Source organism: Daejeonella sp. (genome assembly GCF_049655485.1).
GTDB lineage: Bacteria > Bacteroidota > Bacteroidia > Sphingobacteriales > Sphingobacteriaceae > Daejeonella.
Window position 1 is genome coordinate 18,712 of the sequence record NZ_JBASJU010000178.1, and the last position, 18,581, is coordinate 37,292.

19 protein-coding genes and 1 pseudogene are annotated in these 18,581 nt (G+C 39.7%); 7 read left to right on the forward strand and 13 right to left on the reverse strand.

Features of this window, described 5'->3' with window-relative positions; genetic code table 11:
- Window positions 1-9 precede the first annotated feature (9 nt).
- From WBJ10_RS07350 to WBJ10_RS07380, 7 genes are all read right to left on the reverse strand, one after another.
- Entirely contained in the window at window positions 10-918 is a 909-nt protein-coding gene (locus tag WBJ10_RS07350; protein WP_424288868.1) for a PstS family phosphate ABC transporter substrate-binding protein, read from the reverse strand.
- Between the two features lie 220 nt (window positions 919-1,138).
- Window positions 1,139-1,963: an energy transducer TonB gene (locus tag WBJ10_RS07355; RefSeq protein ID WP_424288869.1), complete on the reverse strand. Its 825-nt coding sequence runs from the start codon at window positions 1,961-1,963 to the stop codon at window positions 1,139-1,141.
- 36 nt (window positions 1,964-1,999) lie between these two features.
- Window positions 2,000-2,551, reverse strand: a complete 552-nt coding sequence (locus tag WBJ10_RS07360) for an ExbD/TolR family protein (protein ID WP_424288870.1) — start codon at window positions 2,549-2,551, stop codon at window positions 2,000-2,002.
- 32 nt (window positions 2,552-2,583) lie between these two features.
- Window positions 2,584-3,207 carry an ExbD/TolR family protein gene (locus WBJ10_RS07365; RefSeq protein ID WP_424288871.1) on the reverse strand — a complete coding sequence of 208 codons (624 nt, stop codon included), beginning with the start codon at window positions 3,205-3,207 and terminating at the stop codon, window positions 2,584-2,586.
- 92 nt (window positions 3,208-3,299) lie between these two features.
- Window positions 3,300-4,127: a MotA/TolQ/ExbB proton channel family protein gene (locus WBJ10_RS07370; protein WP_424288872.1), complete on the reverse strand. Its 828-nt coding sequence runs from the start codon at window positions 4,125-4,127 to the stop codon at window positions 3,300-3,302.
- Between the two features lie 401 nt (window positions 4,128-4,528).
- Window positions 4,529-4,873: a translation initiation factor gene (locus WBJ10_RS07375; protein ID WP_424288873.1), complete on the reverse strand. Its 345-nt coding sequence runs from the start codon at window positions 4,871-4,873 to the stop codon at window positions 4,529-4,531.
- A gap of 4 nt (window positions 4,874-4,877) precedes the next feature.
- Window positions 4,878-5,750, reverse strand: coding sequence for a diacylglycerol/lipid kinase family protein (locus WBJ10_RS07380; protein WP_424288874.1), 873 nt, complete (start codon window positions 5,748-5,750; stop codon window positions 4,878-4,880).
- 211 nt (window positions 5,751-5,961) lie between these two features.
- Here WBJ10_RS07380 and metK point away from each other — a divergent pair, with 211 nt between their 5' ends.
- The 3 genes from metK to WBJ10_RS07395 all read left to right on the forward strand — a co-directional run bounded on the left by metK (window position 5,962) and on the right by WBJ10_RS07395 (window position 8,634).
- The gene (metK, locus tag WBJ10_RS07385) at window positions 5,962-7,218 is read left to right on the forward strand and encodes a methionine adenosyltransferase (RefSeq protein WP_424288875.1); all 1,257 of its coding nucleotides are present in this window, start codon (window positions 5,962-5,964) and stop codon (window positions 7,216-7,218) included.
- Window positions 7,219-7,285: 67 nt separating this feature from the next.
- A complete protein-coding gene (locus WBJ10_RS07390; protein ID WP_424288876.1) occupies window positions 7,286-7,840 on the forward strand; it encodes an NUDIX domain-containing protein in 555 nt (184 codons plus the stop codon).
- Between the two features lie 26 nt (window positions 7,841-7,866).
- A complete protein-coding gene (locus tag WBJ10_RS07395; protein ID WP_424288877.1) occupies window positions 7,867-8,634 on the forward strand; it encodes a lysophospholipid acyltransferase family protein in 768 nt (255 codons plus the stop codon).
- A 5-nt stretch (window positions 8,635-8,639) separates the two neighbouring features.
- On the opposite strand, the gene WBJ10_RS07400 is transcribed toward WBJ10_RS07395, so the two are convergent.
- The gene (locus tag WBJ10_RS07400; RefSeq protein WP_424288878.1) at window positions 8,640-9,359 is read right to left on the reverse strand and encodes a LytR/AlgR family response regulator transcription factor; all 720 of its coding nucleotides are present in this window, start codon (window positions 9,357-9,359) and stop codon (window positions 8,640-8,642) included.
- A 1-nt stretch (window position 9,360) separates the two neighbouring features.
- Entirely contained in the window at window positions 9,361-10,374 is a 1,014-nt protein-coding gene (locus tag WBJ10_RS07405) for a sensor histidine kinase (RefSeq protein WP_424288879.1), read from the reverse strand.
- Window positions 10,375-10,578: 204 nt separating this feature from the next.
- On the opposite strand from WBJ10_RS07405, the gene WBJ10_RS07410 reads away from it, so the two are divergent.
- The 4 genes and pseudogenes from WBJ10_RS07410 (at window position 10,579) to WBJ10_RS07425 (ending at window position 12,459) form a co-directional block, all read left to right on the forward strand.
- The gene (locus WBJ10_RS07410) at window positions 10,579-10,755 is read left to right on the forward strand and encodes a hypothetical protein (protein ID WP_424288880.1); all 177 of its coding nucleotides are present in this window, start codon (window positions 10,579-10,581) and stop codon (window positions 10,753-10,755) included.
- A gap of 98 nt (window positions 10,756-10,853) precedes the next feature.
- A pseudogene (locus tag WBJ10_RS07415) lies at window positions 10,854-11,230 on the forward strand (ATP-binding cassette domain-containing protein).
- A gap of 43 nt (window positions 11,231-11,273) precedes the next feature.
- The gene (locus WBJ10_RS07420) at window positions 11,274-11,660 is read left to right on the forward strand and encodes a hypothetical protein (protein WP_424288881.1); all 387 of its coding nucleotides are present in this window, start codon (window positions 11,274-11,276) and stop codon (window positions 11,658-11,660) included.
- Between the two features lies 1 nt (window position 11,661).
- Window positions 11,662-12,459: an ABC transporter permease gene (locus WBJ10_RS07425; protein WP_424288882.1), complete on the forward strand. Its 798-nt coding sequence runs from the start codon at window positions 11,662-11,664 to the stop codon at window positions 12,457-12,459.
- Here the strand turns inward: WBJ10_RS07425 and WBJ10_RS07430 are convergent, their stop codons facing one another.
- The 4 genes from WBJ10_RS07430 to WBJ10_RS07445 form a co-directional block, all read right to left on the reverse strand.
- The gene (locus WBJ10_RS07430) at window positions 12,460-13,809 is read right to left on the reverse strand and encodes a M20/M25/M40 family metallo-hydrolase (RefSeq protein WP_424288883.1); all 1,350 of its coding nucleotides are present in this window, start codon (window positions 13,807-13,809) and stop codon (window positions 12,460-12,462) included.
- A gap of 77 nt (window positions 13,810-13,886) precedes the next feature.
- A complete protein-coding gene (locus WBJ10_RS07435; protein WP_424288884.1) occupies window positions 13,887-15,293 on the reverse strand; it encodes an MBL fold metallo-hydrolase RNA specificity domain-containing protein in 1,407 nt (468 codons plus the stop codon).
- A 464-nt stretch (window positions 15,294-15,757) separates the two neighbouring features.
- Window positions 15,758-16,525 (reverse strand): succinate dehydrogenase/fumarate reductase iron-sulfur subunit, encoded by a 768-nt coding sequence (locus WBJ10_RS07440; RefSeq protein WP_424288885.1) that lies wholly within the window; start codon window positions 16,523-16,525, stop codon window positions 15,758-15,760.
- Between the two features lie 113 nt (window positions 16,526-16,638).
- On the reverse strand, window positions 16,639-18,573 hold the full coding sequence (locus WBJ10_RS07445) for a fumarate reductase/succinate dehydrogenase flavoprotein subunit (RefSeq protein WP_424288886.1): 1,935 nt from the start codon (window positions 18,571-18,573) through the stop codon (window positions 16,639-16,641).
- Window positions 18,574-18,581 lie beyond the last annotated feature (8 nt).

The window sequence follows — 18,581 nt, forward strand, 5'->3', positions numbered from 1 at the left end:
TTAATTTACTTACTTTATAATATTTACTTCGCGGGAGGGAATACTATCGGGCAAGAGTCCCGATTTTAGTACAATCCTTTGTCCCCGCTCTCCTGCAATAAAAGATGCAAAACCTGTGCCCAAACCCGGACCGCCTTCGCAATTGATTATATATAACGATCTCAAAAGTGGATATTGCTCTAGAGCTATATCATTTTGAAAAGGTTTATAATATGCATCCGACCCTACCTTACCAGCCAAATTCTTTACACCCAATATTTTCAATGAACCAACCTGCTTCTCAAGATCCACCGGCGGTTGAACGATCCAGTTTACACCTACCACACCAATAGTACCCGGGTTATCATAAACATACTGTATAACCTCGGGATTTGATTTCAATGCGTAAACCCCTTTCTCTGGAAGTTCTTTAACGCCTGCAAGTTCCTTAAAGTATCGAACCGTACTTGAATTAGCATTGTCAAAAATTAAATTACCTAAAGGTGATACTTCACCTTTCAGCACTTTAATAATATCTTCTACCGTGACTGTGGAGTCTTCGATAGTATTATGGGCAATAAGGGCGATACCATCAACCGCAAATCGATTTATTCTGATTTTTACATTCTTATTTTCAAAGTGCTTTCGTTCGTCTTCACTCAAATTACGTGATAAAATCGCAACCTGCGCACTGTCGTCTAAAAAGGAATTAATCAACTCATTCTCAGACTTCGTAACTAAAACAAGATTAGCATCCGGATAGGTACTTTCGAATACAAAAGTCTGGTCTTCTATAATTGGAGCAAGTGATTCGTCAACCAGAATCTTCTCCGTGCCACTGGTGTATGTTTGTACTTCCTTGCTGCTTTGCTGACAAGATGTGAACAATACAGTAAGAAGAATGGCCAGGAAAGAGTTTAACTTAAAAGAATTAATCATTGAGAGCGAAGCAAACGAACAAATCTTAAAAACGAATATCCAATTAACAGAACTGCAAAAGCTATCCTATAATTGCGGGACAAATCAATAGGAAAATCTTTCCAGAAAATTATAATAACGCCTAATACAAAATATAACATGAACATGCCCAGGCCTAAAATAAACAGAAATCGCTTTGCGGGCGATTTCTGAATTTTTTCATGCTCTTTAACTGCGGACATTATTGTCCCGCAAGCTGGAAGAAGATCGGCATAGTGTAAGCAACACGTACTGGACGACCATTTTGTATACCTGGTTTCCATGCCGGAGCAGCTTTCAATACCCGAACAGCTTCTTCATCGCAACCACCACCAATACCTCTTAATACTTTAATATCTGTAAGGTTACCGTTCTTTTCAACCACAAAGCTCATGATTACACGACCAGTGATATTATTTTCCCGAGCCATTGGAGGATATTTCAGGTTTTTCTGAAGATATTTTCCCCATCCTGCCATACCACCAGCGAACTCTGGAAGAACTTCAACGCTTGCGAAATCTTTAATACTATTATCCTCAACAACTTCCATTTGTTTCGGTGCCTCACCAACCGGCTCATCAATTACGATTTCCGCATCAGGATTACCTTCAATGGTCTTTTGACCTGGATCAGCTACTTTCAGCTCTTCAACTGTAGGCGGCTCCTCATCTCTAACTTCTTCCGCTGGAACAACAACAGGAGGAGGGAACTTCACCTGGTCGATCTTTGGTTTAGGCGGCTCAGGGGGAGGGGGAGGAAGCTCTTCCTTGTTAATAGGTGGAGGAGGGAGTAAAACTACTTCCGTAATTTTCTGCTTTTCCTCTTCTGGTAAAATTCCAGAAATGTAACGGATAATTAAAGGCATCGAAACCAATACTATAAAAAGTACTGAGCCTATAATTACCGCCCGGCTTGTAGTCTTGGAATTATCTCTCCTTAACTCGTAAGCTCCATAGGATTTATTCCTACCAGCGAACACCACATCAAGCCATTGCGTGTTGAATAAATCTATTTTTGACCCTAGCATATCTTAATCTTTAGAGGGTTATTAATTTTTGTTATATTATTTGAAAAGACCGTCGCGTTTCAACAATTCAATATCGGGATCCGAAATATCAACAATTGCGTACTGGCTAATGTTTGCTACCTTCATCTCGTCAAGTATATCCACGAAATTTCGATAGTTTGACTGATCACTAGGTTTTATCAACACGATTAGACCTTTTTTAGGATCACCCGTGGCAGCAATCACTTTTTTTGACTGCTCAATTAAAGCTTTTCTTATACCATTACGACCATAGTTATCTACTTGTGGGGGAGTAAGGGGATTGTCAACCAAACCCATGTACCATTCCAAACGATTACCGGCTCCTAAAAGTATAGTCATCGTTCTATTATCAGCTACAGTTAATTCCTGCTGATCTATTTTATCTTTGTCCGGCATAGCCAAATCCATCGCCTGTGGTTTTGCCAATGTTGTGGTAAGCATAAAGAAAGTTATCAAAAGAAAAGCCAGATCCACCATTGCGGTTAAATCCACACGTGTTGATTGCTTTTTACTTCTGACCTTCCCGCCTTTATTCTTACCCCCGCCGGAGGTGTCTAATTCTGCCATTGCGTTCTAATTAAAATTAATTTAACCAATTACTATTTCTCAGTTGCCCTTAAAGAGGTAATCAAACTGAATTTATTAATACCTTGATCCTGAAGGATTGATGTTACGTCTTTAATTTCAGGATATTGTTCTTTAGAATCTCCTTTAATGCTGACACGCATTTCAACGTTATTAAGTTCTTTGGTTGCGTAACGGGCTGAAAGAATCCAGTTGTGCAATTCCGAGGGTCTCTCACCTACTGAATCCGTAGGAATTCCAGGCTGCAGCCCTTCCGCATTCCTTTCGTCACCTTTTAATGCGATTAGCTGTTTTAAGCTCCCAATTGGTACACCGAAACTTTCCATTAGAGAAAATCTAAGTTTTTCCTCATCAGTAAACTGCATGCTATACTTTTCGCCCATTAGTTCCAAAGTCCTAACTCTTATAGGTTGTCCTGGAACACCGAAAAATACTTTCTTCTGTCCCACTGTTAACGTTGCAATATCCACATCCGGCAGCTTAAATTTTACAGTTGACGCCGGGGTATCTACCGGTAGCGGTTCAGGCTGGCGAGCTGTTGCTGTAAGGATAAAAAATGTAAGCAACAAGAACGCCACATCGCACATCGCTGTCATGTCGATAGCGGTACTTTTTCTGGCAACTTTAGCTCTAGGCATATTTTATATTATATTATTGAATGATCCGATTACTATATAGATGAAAACATTCCGGGTTTTCCATAAACCCGGAATGTTTTTTTCAAAATAGATTATTTGTGTGTACTGGCGTACGTCTGAACGATAGAGAAACCTGCTTCATCAATAGCATAAGTCAACTTATCGATTTTCGAAGTAAACAAGTTGTACATGATAATTGCCAACGCTGAAGTCGCGATACCAGTAGCAGTATTAATAAGTGCCTCAGAGATACCATTCGCAAGTGCTGCTTGATCCGGAGAACCAGCTGTTGATAACGCGGCGAAGGCCTTGATCATACCTGTTACTGTTCCTAATAGGCCCATTAAAGTACCGATTGATACAAGTGTTGCGATTACCGTAAGGTTTTGTTCCAACATAGGCATCTCTAAAGCAGTTGCTTCTTCAATATCTTTTTGGATTGCAAGACACTTCTGCTCCGTATCCATCTTAGTCTCAACTTCCATCTCTTTATATTTCTTCAAACCGGATTTGATTACGTTAGCAACCGAACCTTCTTGTTTGTCACACTCAGCGATAGCAGAATCAATGTTACCAGCGCCAATAAATGATTGGATTTTTTTAACAAAAGCATCGATATTTCCTTTTCCAGTAGCTTTGCTGATGACAAAGAAACGCTCAAACGAAAACACGATTACCATTAGGAATAATCCCATTAATACAGGTACTACATAACCTCCTTTGTAAACCATTCCGAAGTAATTACCTGGCAGTGGGTGACCATTTTCAGGATCGCCTCCTTCAAAGTTCGATGGATCGCCCATTACGAATTTCCATAAGAGTACTCCTACAAGAATACAAAGTACAATAGACAGACTTGCAAAAATGTTTGAACCAGAGCTCTCTTTCTTCGCTGTTGTTGGTTTTGGTGCGTTCGCCATTTTTTTAAAAATTTTAGTTTAGTGGTTGATTAAATGTATAAGTTAATTGATTTTGTTTTGGGTATTAATTTTAAATGTTTTCAATGAAATGCCAATATTATGTTCTCCGGTATAAGGGAGAACAAAAATATAATTTTCGACTTAATAAAAAATTATTTGTGACTTTAATATGTTGTTTATTCGTTCTTGTCAAATCAATCCCTAGAATTAAAGCAAGAAAATGATGTTCTAAAAGAAGATAACCTATTTCAGACTATCTTTTTACAATGAAAACTATTTTTTATTGTAATTGCAAATTTACATTTAGATTTTAGCGAATATACAAACTTTAAGCAAACGTGGCTAATATATAAGTACTTGATTTTTAGATATTTTTCTTCAAATGTTTAAAATCTGATACATTAACCTCCAGCTTTTTTAACTTTATATCCTTCTGCATGGAGCAGTGCAAGCACCTTATCTCTAAAATCGCCTTGTATGAGGATTTCACCATCCTTGGCTGAGCCCCCAACACCACACTTTTGTTTTAACTTTTTACCGAGTATGGCTAAATCATCAGTAGTCCCACGGAAGCCAGTAATTAGTGTAACAGCTTTTCCCCCTCTTTGTTTCCGATCAAGTTGAACTCGCAAGTCTTGTTCATGAGGAGCTGGAGTGTTATCTTGTTGAGATAACTCTTGCTGATACTCAAAATTGGGATCAGTGGAAAAAACCACACCAGATAAACCTCTGTTTTTCTTTGACATATTCTTAAACTAATACAGTTAACGATAGTGGCTTTACACCAATTTGCAGTTCGGATGGCATATTACAGGGCTCACCGTCAAGATGCACGGCCCCATTCCCCATTCTAATAATCTTTATTTCTTTTCCCTGTATAATCTCAACATATTTAGATCGGTGTGTACTGGCACTGAACATTCTATAACCCAGCAGCGGGAACAGATATAAAGGGAAGGGCTTCGTAATGACCACGTCTAATAACCCATCCTCCAGGGAAGCAAACGGTGATATGTGGGCATTGTTCCCAAACTGCGAAGAATTAGCAACACTAATCATAAAGGCATCTCTGGAAATGCTTTGTCCATCGATCACTAAAGTGTAGTTTTGGAATTTATAGTTGGAGATTTCTGAAATTGCTGTGTTTACGTATCCACTAAGTCCCCTTTTTACACTTGAAGCGAAAACCGTACTGATATGAGCATCAAAACCAATACCCGCCATATTGAAAAATTTTCGCTCATTTAGAGTTCCTGAGTCGATCGTACTGGTATTGAGATTATTTAAAGTTTGAACTGCGCGGCGATCATTGAGAGGTATCCCAAGTGAGCGTGCAAGACCGTTACCGGATCCATACGGAATAATTCCCATAGTTTTGCCCGAACCTTCTATTGCTGAAGCAACTTCATTAATTGTGCCATCGCCCCCTACAGCAACCACTATATCAGAATTTAGTTTTACTAATTCAACTGCGATTTTATTAGCATGTCCTGGACCTTCGGTAAAATTGTAAGTCGCGTTGAACTTGTCTGGATCGAGAAATTTTGTAGCCATGTCAGGAAAACCAGATTTGCTCGTCCCTCCTGAAATGGGATTAATAATAAACGTGATATTCTTCTTCAACAAATTTGCCTATAAGATGCAAAATTACAGTTAAATTTTTCCAGAACTTAAAATTTATACTACTTTTGCATTACAAAAAAAGTGGATCGATTTGCGTTGATTGCAACCACGTAAAAAAAAGTGCTAAAACTACTCTGATTTTTACCTTCTGTAATCAATACTTACGTTTCTTAAGTTTCAAGTATTAACGATTATTAACAACAAATTTTTTATGCCTTATTTATTTACCTCAGAATCTGTTTCAGAAGGACATCCGGACAAGGTTGCAGATCAGATCTCAGATGCATTAATTGACAATTTTTTAGCGTGGGATGCTGATTCGAAGGTAGCCTGCGAAACTTTAGTTACAACAGGGTTGGTGGTTTTAGCCGGCGAAGTTAAGTCACAAACTTATCTTGACGTTCAAAAAATCGCACGTGATGTTATCCGCAAAATTGGATATACCAAGTCTGAATACATGTTTGAAGCAGATTCTTGCGGCGTTATTTCTGCAATTCATGAGCAGTCCGCAGATATAAATCAGGGTGTCGACAGGGTACAAAAACAAGATCAGGGAGCAGGAGATCAAGGTATGATGTTTGGCTACGCGACGAGCGAGACCGATAACTATATGCCGCTGGCACTTGACCTGGCCCACAAAATATTAACCGAACTTGCAGCACTACGTCGTGAGAACAGTTCCATTAAATATCTTCGCCCTGATGCAAAATCTCAGGTAACCATCGAATATAGTGATGATCACCGTCCAATTCGAATTGATGCTGTAGTTGTTTCAACACAACACGATGATTTCGATACCGAAGCTGCTATGCAGTCGAAGATTCAGGATGATATAATCTCAATTCTTATCCCACGAGTTAAGGCTCAGCTAAAACCTGAACTACAGGCTTTATTCAATGACGCGATTAAATATCATATTAATCCAACAGGTAAGTTTGTAATAGGTGGACCACACGGTGACACAGGATTAACGGGTCGTAAAATTATCGTTGATACATATGGCGGTAAGGGTGCTCATGGTGGAGGTGCTTTTTCTGGCAAAGATCCTTCGAAAGTAGATCGTTCAGCTGCATATGCTACACGCCATATTGCTAAAAACCTAGTCGCTGCTGGTGTTTGTGATGAAATTCTGGTACAGGTTTCTTACGCAATCGGCGTAAAAGATCCAATGGGGATATTTGTAGATACTTATGGTACTGCCAAAGTTGGTTTCAACGATGGTGAAATCGCTAAAAAGATATCCTCAATATTTGATATGACTCCTTATGGAATTGAAACCCGTTTAAAACTGCGCAATCCAATATATTCAGAAACAGCTGCCTATGGACATATGGGTCGCAAAAGCGAAACCGTTTCGAAAACATTTGCGGGTTCGAATGGTGAACTAAAAACTGTTGAGGTAGAATTATTTACTTGGGAAAAACTTGACTTTGTCGAACGAGTAAAAGAAGCTTTCAACATCGGTTAATTCTAAAAAAATCTAATTAAAAGCCCCCTTTCGCTTCGAAGGAGGGCTTTTTTGCTTAAATTGTCTTATGGAAAATCCTAATAAAAATCCCTGGCAAACACTTTCTGAAAAAAGGTTCTATGATAACCAGTGGATTAGTCTCACTGAGTATCAAATTATTAATCCCGGAGGTGGCGCAGGTATTTATGGGAAAGTACATTTTAAGAATTTGGCTATTGGCATAATAGTGCTCGACGAAAACTTTGATACCTGGCTTGTAGGTCAGTATCGGTATCCGCTTGACCAGTACAGTTGGGAAATACCTGAGGGTGGCGGCCCATTGCATGAAGATCCTCTAAAATCAGCCCAAAGAGAATTACTTGAAGAGACCGGAATTACAGCGAATAATTGGACCGAAATTCAAAGATTACATCTCTCAAACTCAGTTAGTGATGAGTTAGCTATCATATACCTTGCACGCGATTTGAGTTTCGGCGAACCTAGTCCGGAGGAAACCGAACAGCTAATTATCCGAAAATTACCTTTCAGAGAAGCTTTTAATATGGTAATGAGAGGAGAAATCACAGATTCCTTAAGCGTTGCAGCAATTTTAAAAGTAAAGGTATCAGATATTGTTCCTTAAAAAATAAGCTTCTACTTTTACAGCATATGAATAAGCTTTTCGGCTATATATTTACCCCTATACATTATCTCCTCTTTGGCTTAATACTTTGTGTGTTTCATCCCATTCAATGGCTATCCTTAAAATTCGGGGGTAATGAAACACATAAGGTTTCGGTTGATTTAATGAACCTTTTCCTTCTTGGTACCTATCTTATATTGGGCAGTAGGATTAAGTTTACCCAGAAATTCCCCCTTCCTTCTAACAGGCCCATTATATTTATTGCAAATCACCAGAGCATGTATGACATCCCTCCGTTGATCTGGTTTCTTCGTAAATACCATGCAAAATTTATCTCCAAGATTGAGCTGACCAAAGGGATACCAAGCATATCTTTTAATCTCAAGTATGGCGGGGGGGCTAATATTGATCGGGGCGATAGCAAGCAGGCGGTGGCAGAAATTCTGAAGCTAGGCGAACGGATGAAAGAAAATAACTGGTCTGCGGTGATTTTCCCTGAAGGCACGCGATCCCGGAATGGTAAGCTAAAGCAGTTTGCAGTAGGGGGGGTTGCTACACTTCTAAAACGGTGTCCCAAGGCATTGATCGTTCCTGTTGCAATTCAGGGCTCCTGGAAGTTTGTTCAGTATGGTTCGTTTCCTTTAAGCTTCGGCGAAAGAATGAGCTGGACAGTTCTCAAACCACTTGAAAACAAGGGCGGTCCTCTGGAAGATTTAGTTCTGCAGGCCGAGAATCAGATTAGGATGGAAATAGAAGGTAGTTTGGGAATTCAAACTGCGGGACAAGTTAACTAATAAATTTATCCGATATTCTTATCTTCAATTTGCTTGAAGAAATATTCCCGATAAGTATCTCCAATAGGAATGATTTTGTCGCCGATTTGGATCCTGCTTCGTTCGATACTTTCTATTTTTCCAATTGCAACGATATAAGACTTATGGACTCGAATAAAGGATTTAGAAGGTAAAGATTCCTCCATTTTCTTCATATTCTGAAGTGTAATAATTCTTTCTGTTTTCGTAAATATTGATATGTAATCTTTGAGCCCTTCGATATAAAGAATATCATCCAGGTAAATTTTTTGGATTTTATGCTCTGTCTTAACAAAAATAAAGTCGTGCTTACTCGTAGTGGATGCTTGTTCCTGTGTAATCGTGCTACCATTCCCATTGTTCTGAAGAACCTTCTGCGCAGCTTTATAAAAACGATCAAATGCTATCGGTTTCAAGAGGTAGTCTACAACATCTAGTTCGTAGCCATCAAGGGCATATTGTGAATAGGCGGTTGTGAGAATCACATCACACTTGCCGTTAATAATCTTTAAGAACTGAATCCCTGTCAATTCCGGCATCTGAACATCGAGAAAAACAAGATCAATTGCATCGCTTTGCACAAGAGATAAGCCTTCAATCGCACTGGTTGTAGTTTTAACCAGCGTTAAGAAGGGCACCTTACTTATATAATCTTCAAGAATATCAAGCGCAAGAGGCTCGTCGTCTACAACAAGGCAGCGTATCATTTTATAAATCTAAATATAATTCGCAATTATATATTGCTTCCTTGTCCTCAATGTTCAGACGATATTCTCCTTTATATAAAAGATCCAGCCGCCTTTTGACGTTTTGCAGGCCAATACCTCCCGTCTGATCCTTGTTTTGATTGCTTTTCCTATTAATAACCTGGAAGTACAGCTTATTGGAGGTTACATTCAAAACAATTGTAATCGGGTTATCTTTATCAGTAGCCACTCCATGTTTAAAGGCATTTTCTACGAATGAAATGAGTACAAGTGGTGTTATCCGCTTATCGGCAGTCTCACCTTCAATTTCGAAAATAATATAGGCCTTGTCTTTAAAGCGTAACTTTTGCAACTCGATATAGTTTTCAAGGTATCGGATCTCATCATCCAACTTAACAGTTGATTCATTACTCTCATATAGCATATATCTCATAATCTCCGACAACTTCATAACCGCTTCCGGTGTTTTCTGAGACTTTTGGTACGCTAAAGAATAAATGTTGTTTAAAGAGTTAAAAAGAAAGTGAGGATTGATCTGAGATTTTAAGAACGCAAGCTCTGAAATCAGCTTCTCGTTTTCAAGGTTCGTCTTAATTTTCTCGTTCATGAACCAATCGATAATAAACTTCAAAACGGTACTTAGGAAAACGAAAACACAGCTTACAAAAGACGCTGATGCAAAGTATTCCCAGAATCCTAATACATATTTGCCTTCATTGCGCACCATTACCACATTATAAAAGTAGTATGCCAGGCCGCACTTTATAAAAGTTCCAAAAACAACGAGCAGAAAAACTGCAATAGCACACCATACATACCTTTTGCGATTTAAAAAGGTGGGAAGAGTTATTAGATAGTTGATGTAGAAAATTGCAATGTTTACTACTCCAAAGTACCCAAAGATTACCATAGATTCGTAATTCAGGTTGTTTCCGCCACTGGCGATAAACATAAACATCAACATTATCGATGCCCAAATAACAATATGAAGTAGTATCTGCCTGAACTTATTCATATTTCAAAAATAGCACTTCCTTCGAGCAAGCTACCGCCAGTTTCGACCAACAGGCGATTTCAATCTGCGAACAGGCATTATATCATCTTCTACCGATTAGATGCTTAATATCACCGTTCGTCTGAATAAAAAGCACCTTCGTCTAATACATTTTAGTATCGATTTATTTAATGATTCCTTTGATTTACTAAATCAACACAAATTATGAAAAAGCTTACTAACATCGTTTCTCCATTTATTATGCTATTAGTGCCATTATTTCTTCTTATGGGAGTTTTGGTAATGAATATTGATAAGGAAATTCCTGCTCATAAAGAAAGGGCTAGTATGAATCTGCAGGTGCCCACTTTAAAGAGTTTTGTACAGGCAGCTCTGAAATAAATGCAGGAAGAACTCATAATTGAAACCAAAAGTCTTTCTTATTTTTTGGAGACCAGAATGTTTTAGATGAAGTTTCAATAAATGTTTGCCCAGGAAGTATCTACGGTTTCCTTGGTCCCAATGGTGCAGGCAAGACCACTACAATAAAAATTCTACTTAATTTGCTCCATTCACCCGAAAAAACATTTTCCTTTTCGGAGAGGAGCTGGGTAGAAATAGGATAGAAATCCTTTCCAAAATTGGCTCCTTAATCGAGCAGCCGGCAATATATGCCCATCTTTCAGGGCGGGAAAACCTCGTCAACCGTGCCAGACTGCTACAGGTTTCATTAAAAAAAGTAGACGAAACTCTAAGGCTAGTGGATCTTCACGAAAGTGCAGATAAAAAAGCTGGAAAGTACTCGTTAGGAATGAAGCAACGCCTGGGTATCGGCCTGGCACTTTTGGCTGATCCACAGCTTTCTGATTTTAGATGAACCCACCAACGGACTTGATCCAAATGGTATAATTGAAGTTAGGTTGCTTCTTCAAAAACTTGTGAAAGATCATGGGAAAACGGTCTTTATTTCTAGTCATTTACTTTCGGAAGTTGAGAAGATGATAACACATGTTGGCATTATCAATCGCGGCAAGTTATTATTTCAGGGAACGTTGAAAGATCTTCAGGACATCAATAAAAGCCAGATTATAATTATTTCTGATAACCTCGCGGAAAGTGTTAATCTATTAGTGAACAATGGGTACCCGGCGGAACTGGTTTTTGACACAATACGCATTCCATTTTCGACACTAGATGACATTGCCAGTATAACTGCACTACTAGTAAATAATGATCACAAGATTTACGGTATTAGCCAGACAAAAGGAAATTTAGAAGATCTGTTCATTTCTATTACTCAATCTTAAGATGCAGGGATTTTTACTTTCATTACAATCCGAATTTTATAAAACAAGGAAAACTTTAGCATTCTGGTCTGCAATCTTATTCCCCTTGGTTCTGTGTGTCCTTATCTCATTCGGGTTTTACTCTAATTCTTCCAAGTTAATCCAATTTTCAGCAGAAACACAATGGTTTCGCTTTGCTGGAGCTTTCATAGGAGTAATGGGAAGTTTGTTAATTCCTATGCTGGTAATATTTCAGACATTTTCTATCAATAACATCGAGCATAGTGCTGAAATGTGGAAGAGTGTGTTTTCACTTCCAATTCCCAAATGGAGCATTTATAGTGCTAAATATGTTTATGCCCTTTTCTTAAATGCATTATGTATCGGTCTATTTGCAACCTTCATATTAGCCTCCGGACACATTCTGAATTATCTCAATTCAGATTTTAAATTCAACCAGTATGACATTTCAGGCCTTCTTTTCAAAATGCATCTGAAGCTGTTTCTTGCTTCATTAGGTATACTCTCCATCCAATTTGTTTTTAGCCTGCTTTGGGCGAATTTTCTGAAACCCATGGGAATAGGGTTTCTTCTTACAATGTTCGGAATTATTACAACAAACCTCGGTTGGAAATATGCTTATACTATTCCATATGCCCATTCAATGGTAGCTTTAAATAATATTATGCAACAAATAATGGCTCAAAATGAGCAACGTGAGTTTGACTTAACGGGTAAAGAAATATATGTTAGTCTTACTGTAACTGTTGTGGCTTTTGTTGCAGGTTATTTTGTGATAAATAAAAGAAATATCCAATAATTAACGCACTGGCTTAGGGCTTACTGTCAAACTCTCGTGGCCCTCTTCATCGACTGACTGGACGCCGAAAACATAATTATCCTTCGAATAATTTAATTCAGCAGTTGTGCCCGTCACAAAAAACTTCTTTTCCCAGGTCGGGCTACTAGTTTCTCTCATAAGAACATAATATCCCGCCGGACTCTCACCTTTTGGCTTTTCCCATTTAAGAACAGTTTTATTAGTTAACTGACTTGTAACAATCCCTACATTTTCAGGTTCGCGTGGAGATAAGGCAAGATTGGCAAGCGCAGCAAGATTCATTTTTGCTACTTTCTGCGTATAAGCATAATCTACAAAATCAGGCAGATCGCCATAATCTACACCATTTTCACTTCTGACAGTTTGATGCTGACGATCAAAATTTTCATTCATTTCGGTAATTCTAATACCAGGAAATCCCGCCTGAGAAAAAGGCGTATGATCTCCTCCCCGCAAAAACCTATCACGGCGGTAAATCAATTTTACATCAAGCTGGTCAACATACCGCTCCCCGACTTCTTTAATATATCTTGCAAATTGTCTTGCCCGGCCGTCATTTTCAGAACCTGTGCTTGTTCTAACGGCGGCTTCAGCAGGTGTTTCCGCTGCCGGGACACCCTCACTGAAAATTCGTACACTTCTGTTATCCTTAAGTCCGGTTTCGACACCGTAAGTATTGCCTATGATATCATTAGTGATCATCCCGGCAACATTCCATTTAGATTCTTTCGCTCTCTTCGCCAGATTTGCCGCACCGTATAAACCCTGTTCTTCGGCGACCATCGCCACAAATATTATAGTACTATTGAATTTGTGTTTGCTCATCACCCTGGCAAGTTCCATTACAGCAGAAGTCCCGGAAGCATCATCATTTGCGCCAGGCGCAAATATCTTCGAATCGTTTACATCGGATGCTCTTGAATCATAATGGCCGGAAACAATAAACACGCGATCGTCTAAGGGGTCTGTTCCGGGAAGAATCCCCATTACGTTCTTCATCACTGTCGGAACTGTAATTCTACGGCCATCCGCAGGTTGCGTAAAGACGTCAAATTCCGCCTTCAAACGACCCCCGGATTCCCTGGAATACCTTTCCATTTCAGATTTAATCCAGTTCCGCGCCGCGCCAATTCCGGTTGTTTTACTCAAGGTATCACTTAAACTGTGTCGTGTTTGGAAGGTAACAAGCTTTCTGACATTTGCTTCAATATTCTTTTCGGAGACTTCATCCAGCATTTGCATGATCTTCTGATCCTGTTTAAGAATCGCCGGCTGAGCCTGACAAACAACTGATGACAACAGAAAAAGGGCTAAAAACAGAGATTTCATATGTAGATTTTAGGGTTTGGACGTTAAAGAATTAAACATAGATAAATGTTTGCAAATTTCAACGTCTCTTTGCAATTCTAATTATCCAACTCTATTTTTTGATGGCGATCAGGAATCTCTACATTTTCAAACCCTTTTTCTATCAGCCTGTCTTTTAATGAGTTCTGTACATCGTATTCCCCGTGCACAAGAAATATTTTTTTCACCTTTTCGGGAATCTGGCAATCCAGAAATTTTAATAAATCCTCATAATCCCCATGTGCACTCATAGAACGTATGGACCTGATTTCAGCTTTGACATCATATTCGTCACCAAAAATATGGACGATTTTCTGGCCGCTTTGTAACCGTCCGCCGAGAGATTTGGGCTCACAATATCCTACCATAAGGATCGTATTTTTGTCATTCCCAATATTATTACGGATATGATGTTTTACGCGTCCAGCCTCAGCCATACCGGATGCTGAAATTATAACACAGGGCTCGGGGTTTGTATTTAAAGCTTTTGACTGAACTGAATCATGGATAAATGTAAGATTCTTAAAATGAAATGGATCGAGATCATTCTCCATCACCTTTTGTACATTCCGGTTCAGTTCATCTTGATGACTTTTAACAACAGCAGTGGCCTTGGCAGATAAGGGACTGTCGACATAATATTTTACATCCGGGAGCATCCCCTTTTCTTCCAGGCCATTAAGCAGATATAACAATTCCTGGGTTCGTCCAACGCTAAACGCTGGAATAATCACTTTTCCCTTTCTGATTTTACAGGTTTGGATAATCAATTCTTTCAGCACTCCTTCTGCTGCCTCAGCATTTTTATGTAATGAATCGCCATAAGTTGATTCCAGTAATATGTAGTCTGCTTGAGGAAAACGCTGCGGAGACCTCAGGATTAGGTCGTCATATCGCCCTACATCACCACTGAAAGAGATGCGTGTAGATTTTCCATTCTCTTTAATTTCTATGTGTACAGCCGCGCTTCCGATTATATGTCCGGCATCTGAAAAATTAATAATCACATCATCGGCTATCGGTTGGTCCGTGTTATATTCAACTATTTTAAACTGGCGAATGGCTTTTATGGCATCTTCTTCATTGTAAAGAGGTGTCGCTGGCTTTTCACCGCGACCTTTTCTGTTTCTGTTGCTAAACTCTGCGTCCTGCTCCTGAATTTTTGCGGAATCCATAAGAAGTATCCGGCTTAAATCCATAGTGGGCGCAGTACAAAAAATAGGACCGGTAAAACCTTGGGATACTAAGCGGGGAATAAGGCCGCTGTGATCAATATGGGCATGGCTTAATATGAGGTAATCTACATCAGCCGGATTAAATCCGAAATGTTCATTCAGTTCATCTGTTTCCTCGCCCATTCCCTGGAACATTCCGCAGTCAAGTAAAATATTGGTTCCGTTATCCAGTGAGATTAAGTGTTTACTGCCGGTTACGTTTCGGGCAGCCCCGTGAAAGCTAATATGCATGTTCTTTTTAATCCAATGTAGCAACATACTTGCCAATTCCGCTATAAGTGGGCAGAAACGTAACTATTATTTCCACGATTTATAGGAACCAAAAAATGGGAAATAAAAAAAGTCCCGATTCCGGGACTTAGATAAACAGAGAGCTTAATTTATTCTAATATTTTATTGTCTTTTGCAGTATTTGTACCCAAGTTATTTTTCAGTTTTAATAATTAGCAAGCGACCCGCGGGCACCGATATGATTATTAATAACAAATTGGTGTCCAAATTTGTAAATCCTTCTCCCAGGCACAACGACAACATATTTTCCTGAAAGACGAAAAAAAGATGGGATATTCTTCCCCGAACAGTGAAAAAATCTACTCAATCAAAATATTTCGAATGATAGGGCCTGGGCCCCGGAAAAAAGAAATAAAAAAAACCCGGATATTTAAAATAACCGGGTTCGGGAGCGCTATCTGTAATTAGACCTCTTCTTCTTTAAATAATTTCGCTGTAAAGTAATCTCTATTCATACGGGCGATGTTTGTAATGGATATTTCTTTCGGACATTCTGCCTCACAAGCACCTGTATTTGTACAATTCCCAAATCCCTCTTCGTCCATTTGCGCGACCATTGCTTGTACCCTCCGATATCTTTCCGGCTGGCCCTGAGGCAACAAAGCCATTTGAGAAACTTTAGCTGAAACGAACAACATCGCAGAGGCATTCTTACAAGCAGCTACGCAGGCACCGCAACCAATACAAGTGGCAGAATTGAATGCTTCGTCTGCGATAACTTTCGGGATAGGAATAACGTTTGCATCGGGTACGCCACCAGTATTGACTGAAACGAAACCACCAGCTACCTGGATACGGTCGAATGCCGCACGATTTGTAGCAAGATCCTTGATTACTGGAAAAGCCTCAGCACGCCATGGTTCAATAACTACGGTGTCATTATTCTTAAAACTCCGCATATGAAGCTGACAGGTCGCTATTCCCTGTTTCGGTCCATGAGGTCTTCCATTAATATGTAATGAACATGATCCGCAAATGCCTTCTCTGCAATCATGATCGAAATGTATTGGATCATCTCCTTTTTTCACGAGGTCTTCGTTAACTACATCCAGCATTTCCAGAAACGACATATCCGGAGACACATGTTCTGTTTTATAAGTAACAAAATTACCCTTAGTGTCGGCATTTTTCTGACGCCAAACCTTTAACGTCAAATTCATATTTTCACTCATTTCTTAGTATTTAGTATCAGGTATCAAGTATCAAGACACCGGAAATTTCATTAATAATTCATTCGTTAAAGTATCAATTTCCGTCTTGATTCTTGATACTTGATACTTGCTACTTATTTATAGCTCCGTTGTGATAATTTAACATTTTCAAATACCAGTTCTTCCTTATGCAACATTTCGGGCTGGTTATCTCCCTGATATTCCCATGCAGCTGCATATGCATAATTGTCATCATCGCGCAGTGCCTCTCCTTCATCAGTTTGGCTCTCAAGCCTGAAGTGGCCTCCACAGGATTCCTTACGATCTAGTGCATCATCAACCATTAACTCGCCCAACTCAAGAAAATCGGCAATTCGGCCGGCGTTTTCCAGGTTTTGATTGAATTCTTCATTAATACCAGAAACCCGGGCATTCTGCCAAAAATCATCACGTAAAGCGCGGATTAGTCCTTTAGCTTTAATCAAACCTTCTTCTGTTCGAGCCATTCCGCAATATTCCCACATAATGTGCCCAAGCTCACGATGGTATTCATTTGCAGTTTTTGTTCCTTTTAAAGAAAGCAACTTATTGATACGTTCAACTACGCTCTTCTTTGTTTCTTCAAAAGCCGGATGATTAGTATCAACAGCTTTAGGACCTATTGTCGCTAAGTAATCCCCGAGTGTATAAGGAATCACAAAATATCCATCAGCAAGTCCCTGCATTAAAGCTGAAGCACCCAGGCGGTTAGCCCCGTGGTCAGAGAAATTTGCTTCACCCAGGCAGTAAAGCCCTTTAACCGTTGTTTGTAAATTATAATCTACCCACAGTCCGCCCATCGTATAGTGTACTGCAGGATAAATCCGCATCGGCTGTTTGTATGGGTTTTCATCCGTAATCTGCTGATACATGTCGAACAGGTTACCATATCTTGCCCTAACTGCGTCTTCTCCAAGTCGGCCAATAGCCTCAGCAAAATCAAGATAAACAGCAATGCCCGATGCTCCCACACCACGGCCTTCATCGACCATCTCTTTGGCATTTCGTGAGGCTACATCGCGTGGAACCAGATTACCAAAAGCTGGATATTTACGTTCCAGGAAATAATCGCGGTCTTCTTCTTTAAGATCTGTAACTTTTAGTTCTCCTTTACGAAGTTTTTGTGCGAGCTCAACAGTTCGAGGTGCCCATACCCTTCCATCATTACGTAAGGACTCCGACATCAGTGTTAATTTCGACTGATGGTCGCCAGTAACGGGAATACAAGTTGGATGTATCTGTGTAAAACATGGATTTGCAAAATATGCACCCCGCTTATGTGCTTTCCAGGCAGCAGTTACATTACAGCCCATTGCATTGGTTGAAAGGTAGAAAACATTTCCGTAACCTCCCGTGCACAAAAGCACAGCGTGAGCACCATGGGTTTCAATGGCACCGTTGATCAGGTCACGTGTAACAATACCTTTGGCTTCACCATCGACAGTAACCACATCCATCATTTCATGACGGGTGTACATTTTTACTTTACCAAGATTGATCTGACGGTTGAGAGCTGAATATGCTCCTAACAGCAATTGTTGTCCAGTTTGACCGCGGGCATAAAAAGTCCGTGAGACCTGTGAGCCTCCGAAAGAACGGTTGTCGAGTAAACCGCCATATTCCCTTGCGAAGGGAACTCCCTGAGCGACACATTGATCAATGATATTTACTGAAACTTCTGCCAAACGGTAAACATTGCCCTCCCGTGCACGGTAATCGCCTCCCTTGATGGTATCATAGAATAAGCGGTGAACGCTATCCCCATCATTCTGATAATTTTTCGCAGCATTAATTCCACCCTGAGCAGCAATAGAGTGTGCCCGTCGGGGGCTATCCTGAAAACAAAATGCCTTTACATTATAACCGAGCTCGGCAAGTGAAGCAGCAGCAGAAGCTCCTGCCAATCCTGTACCAACTACAATGACCGTATATTTTCGCTTGTTAGCCGGATTAACCAGTTTCAGGTTAAACTTATGTTTAGACCATTTTTGAGCCAAGGGCCCTTCCGGAATTTTAGCATCTAATTTCATCTCAGAAA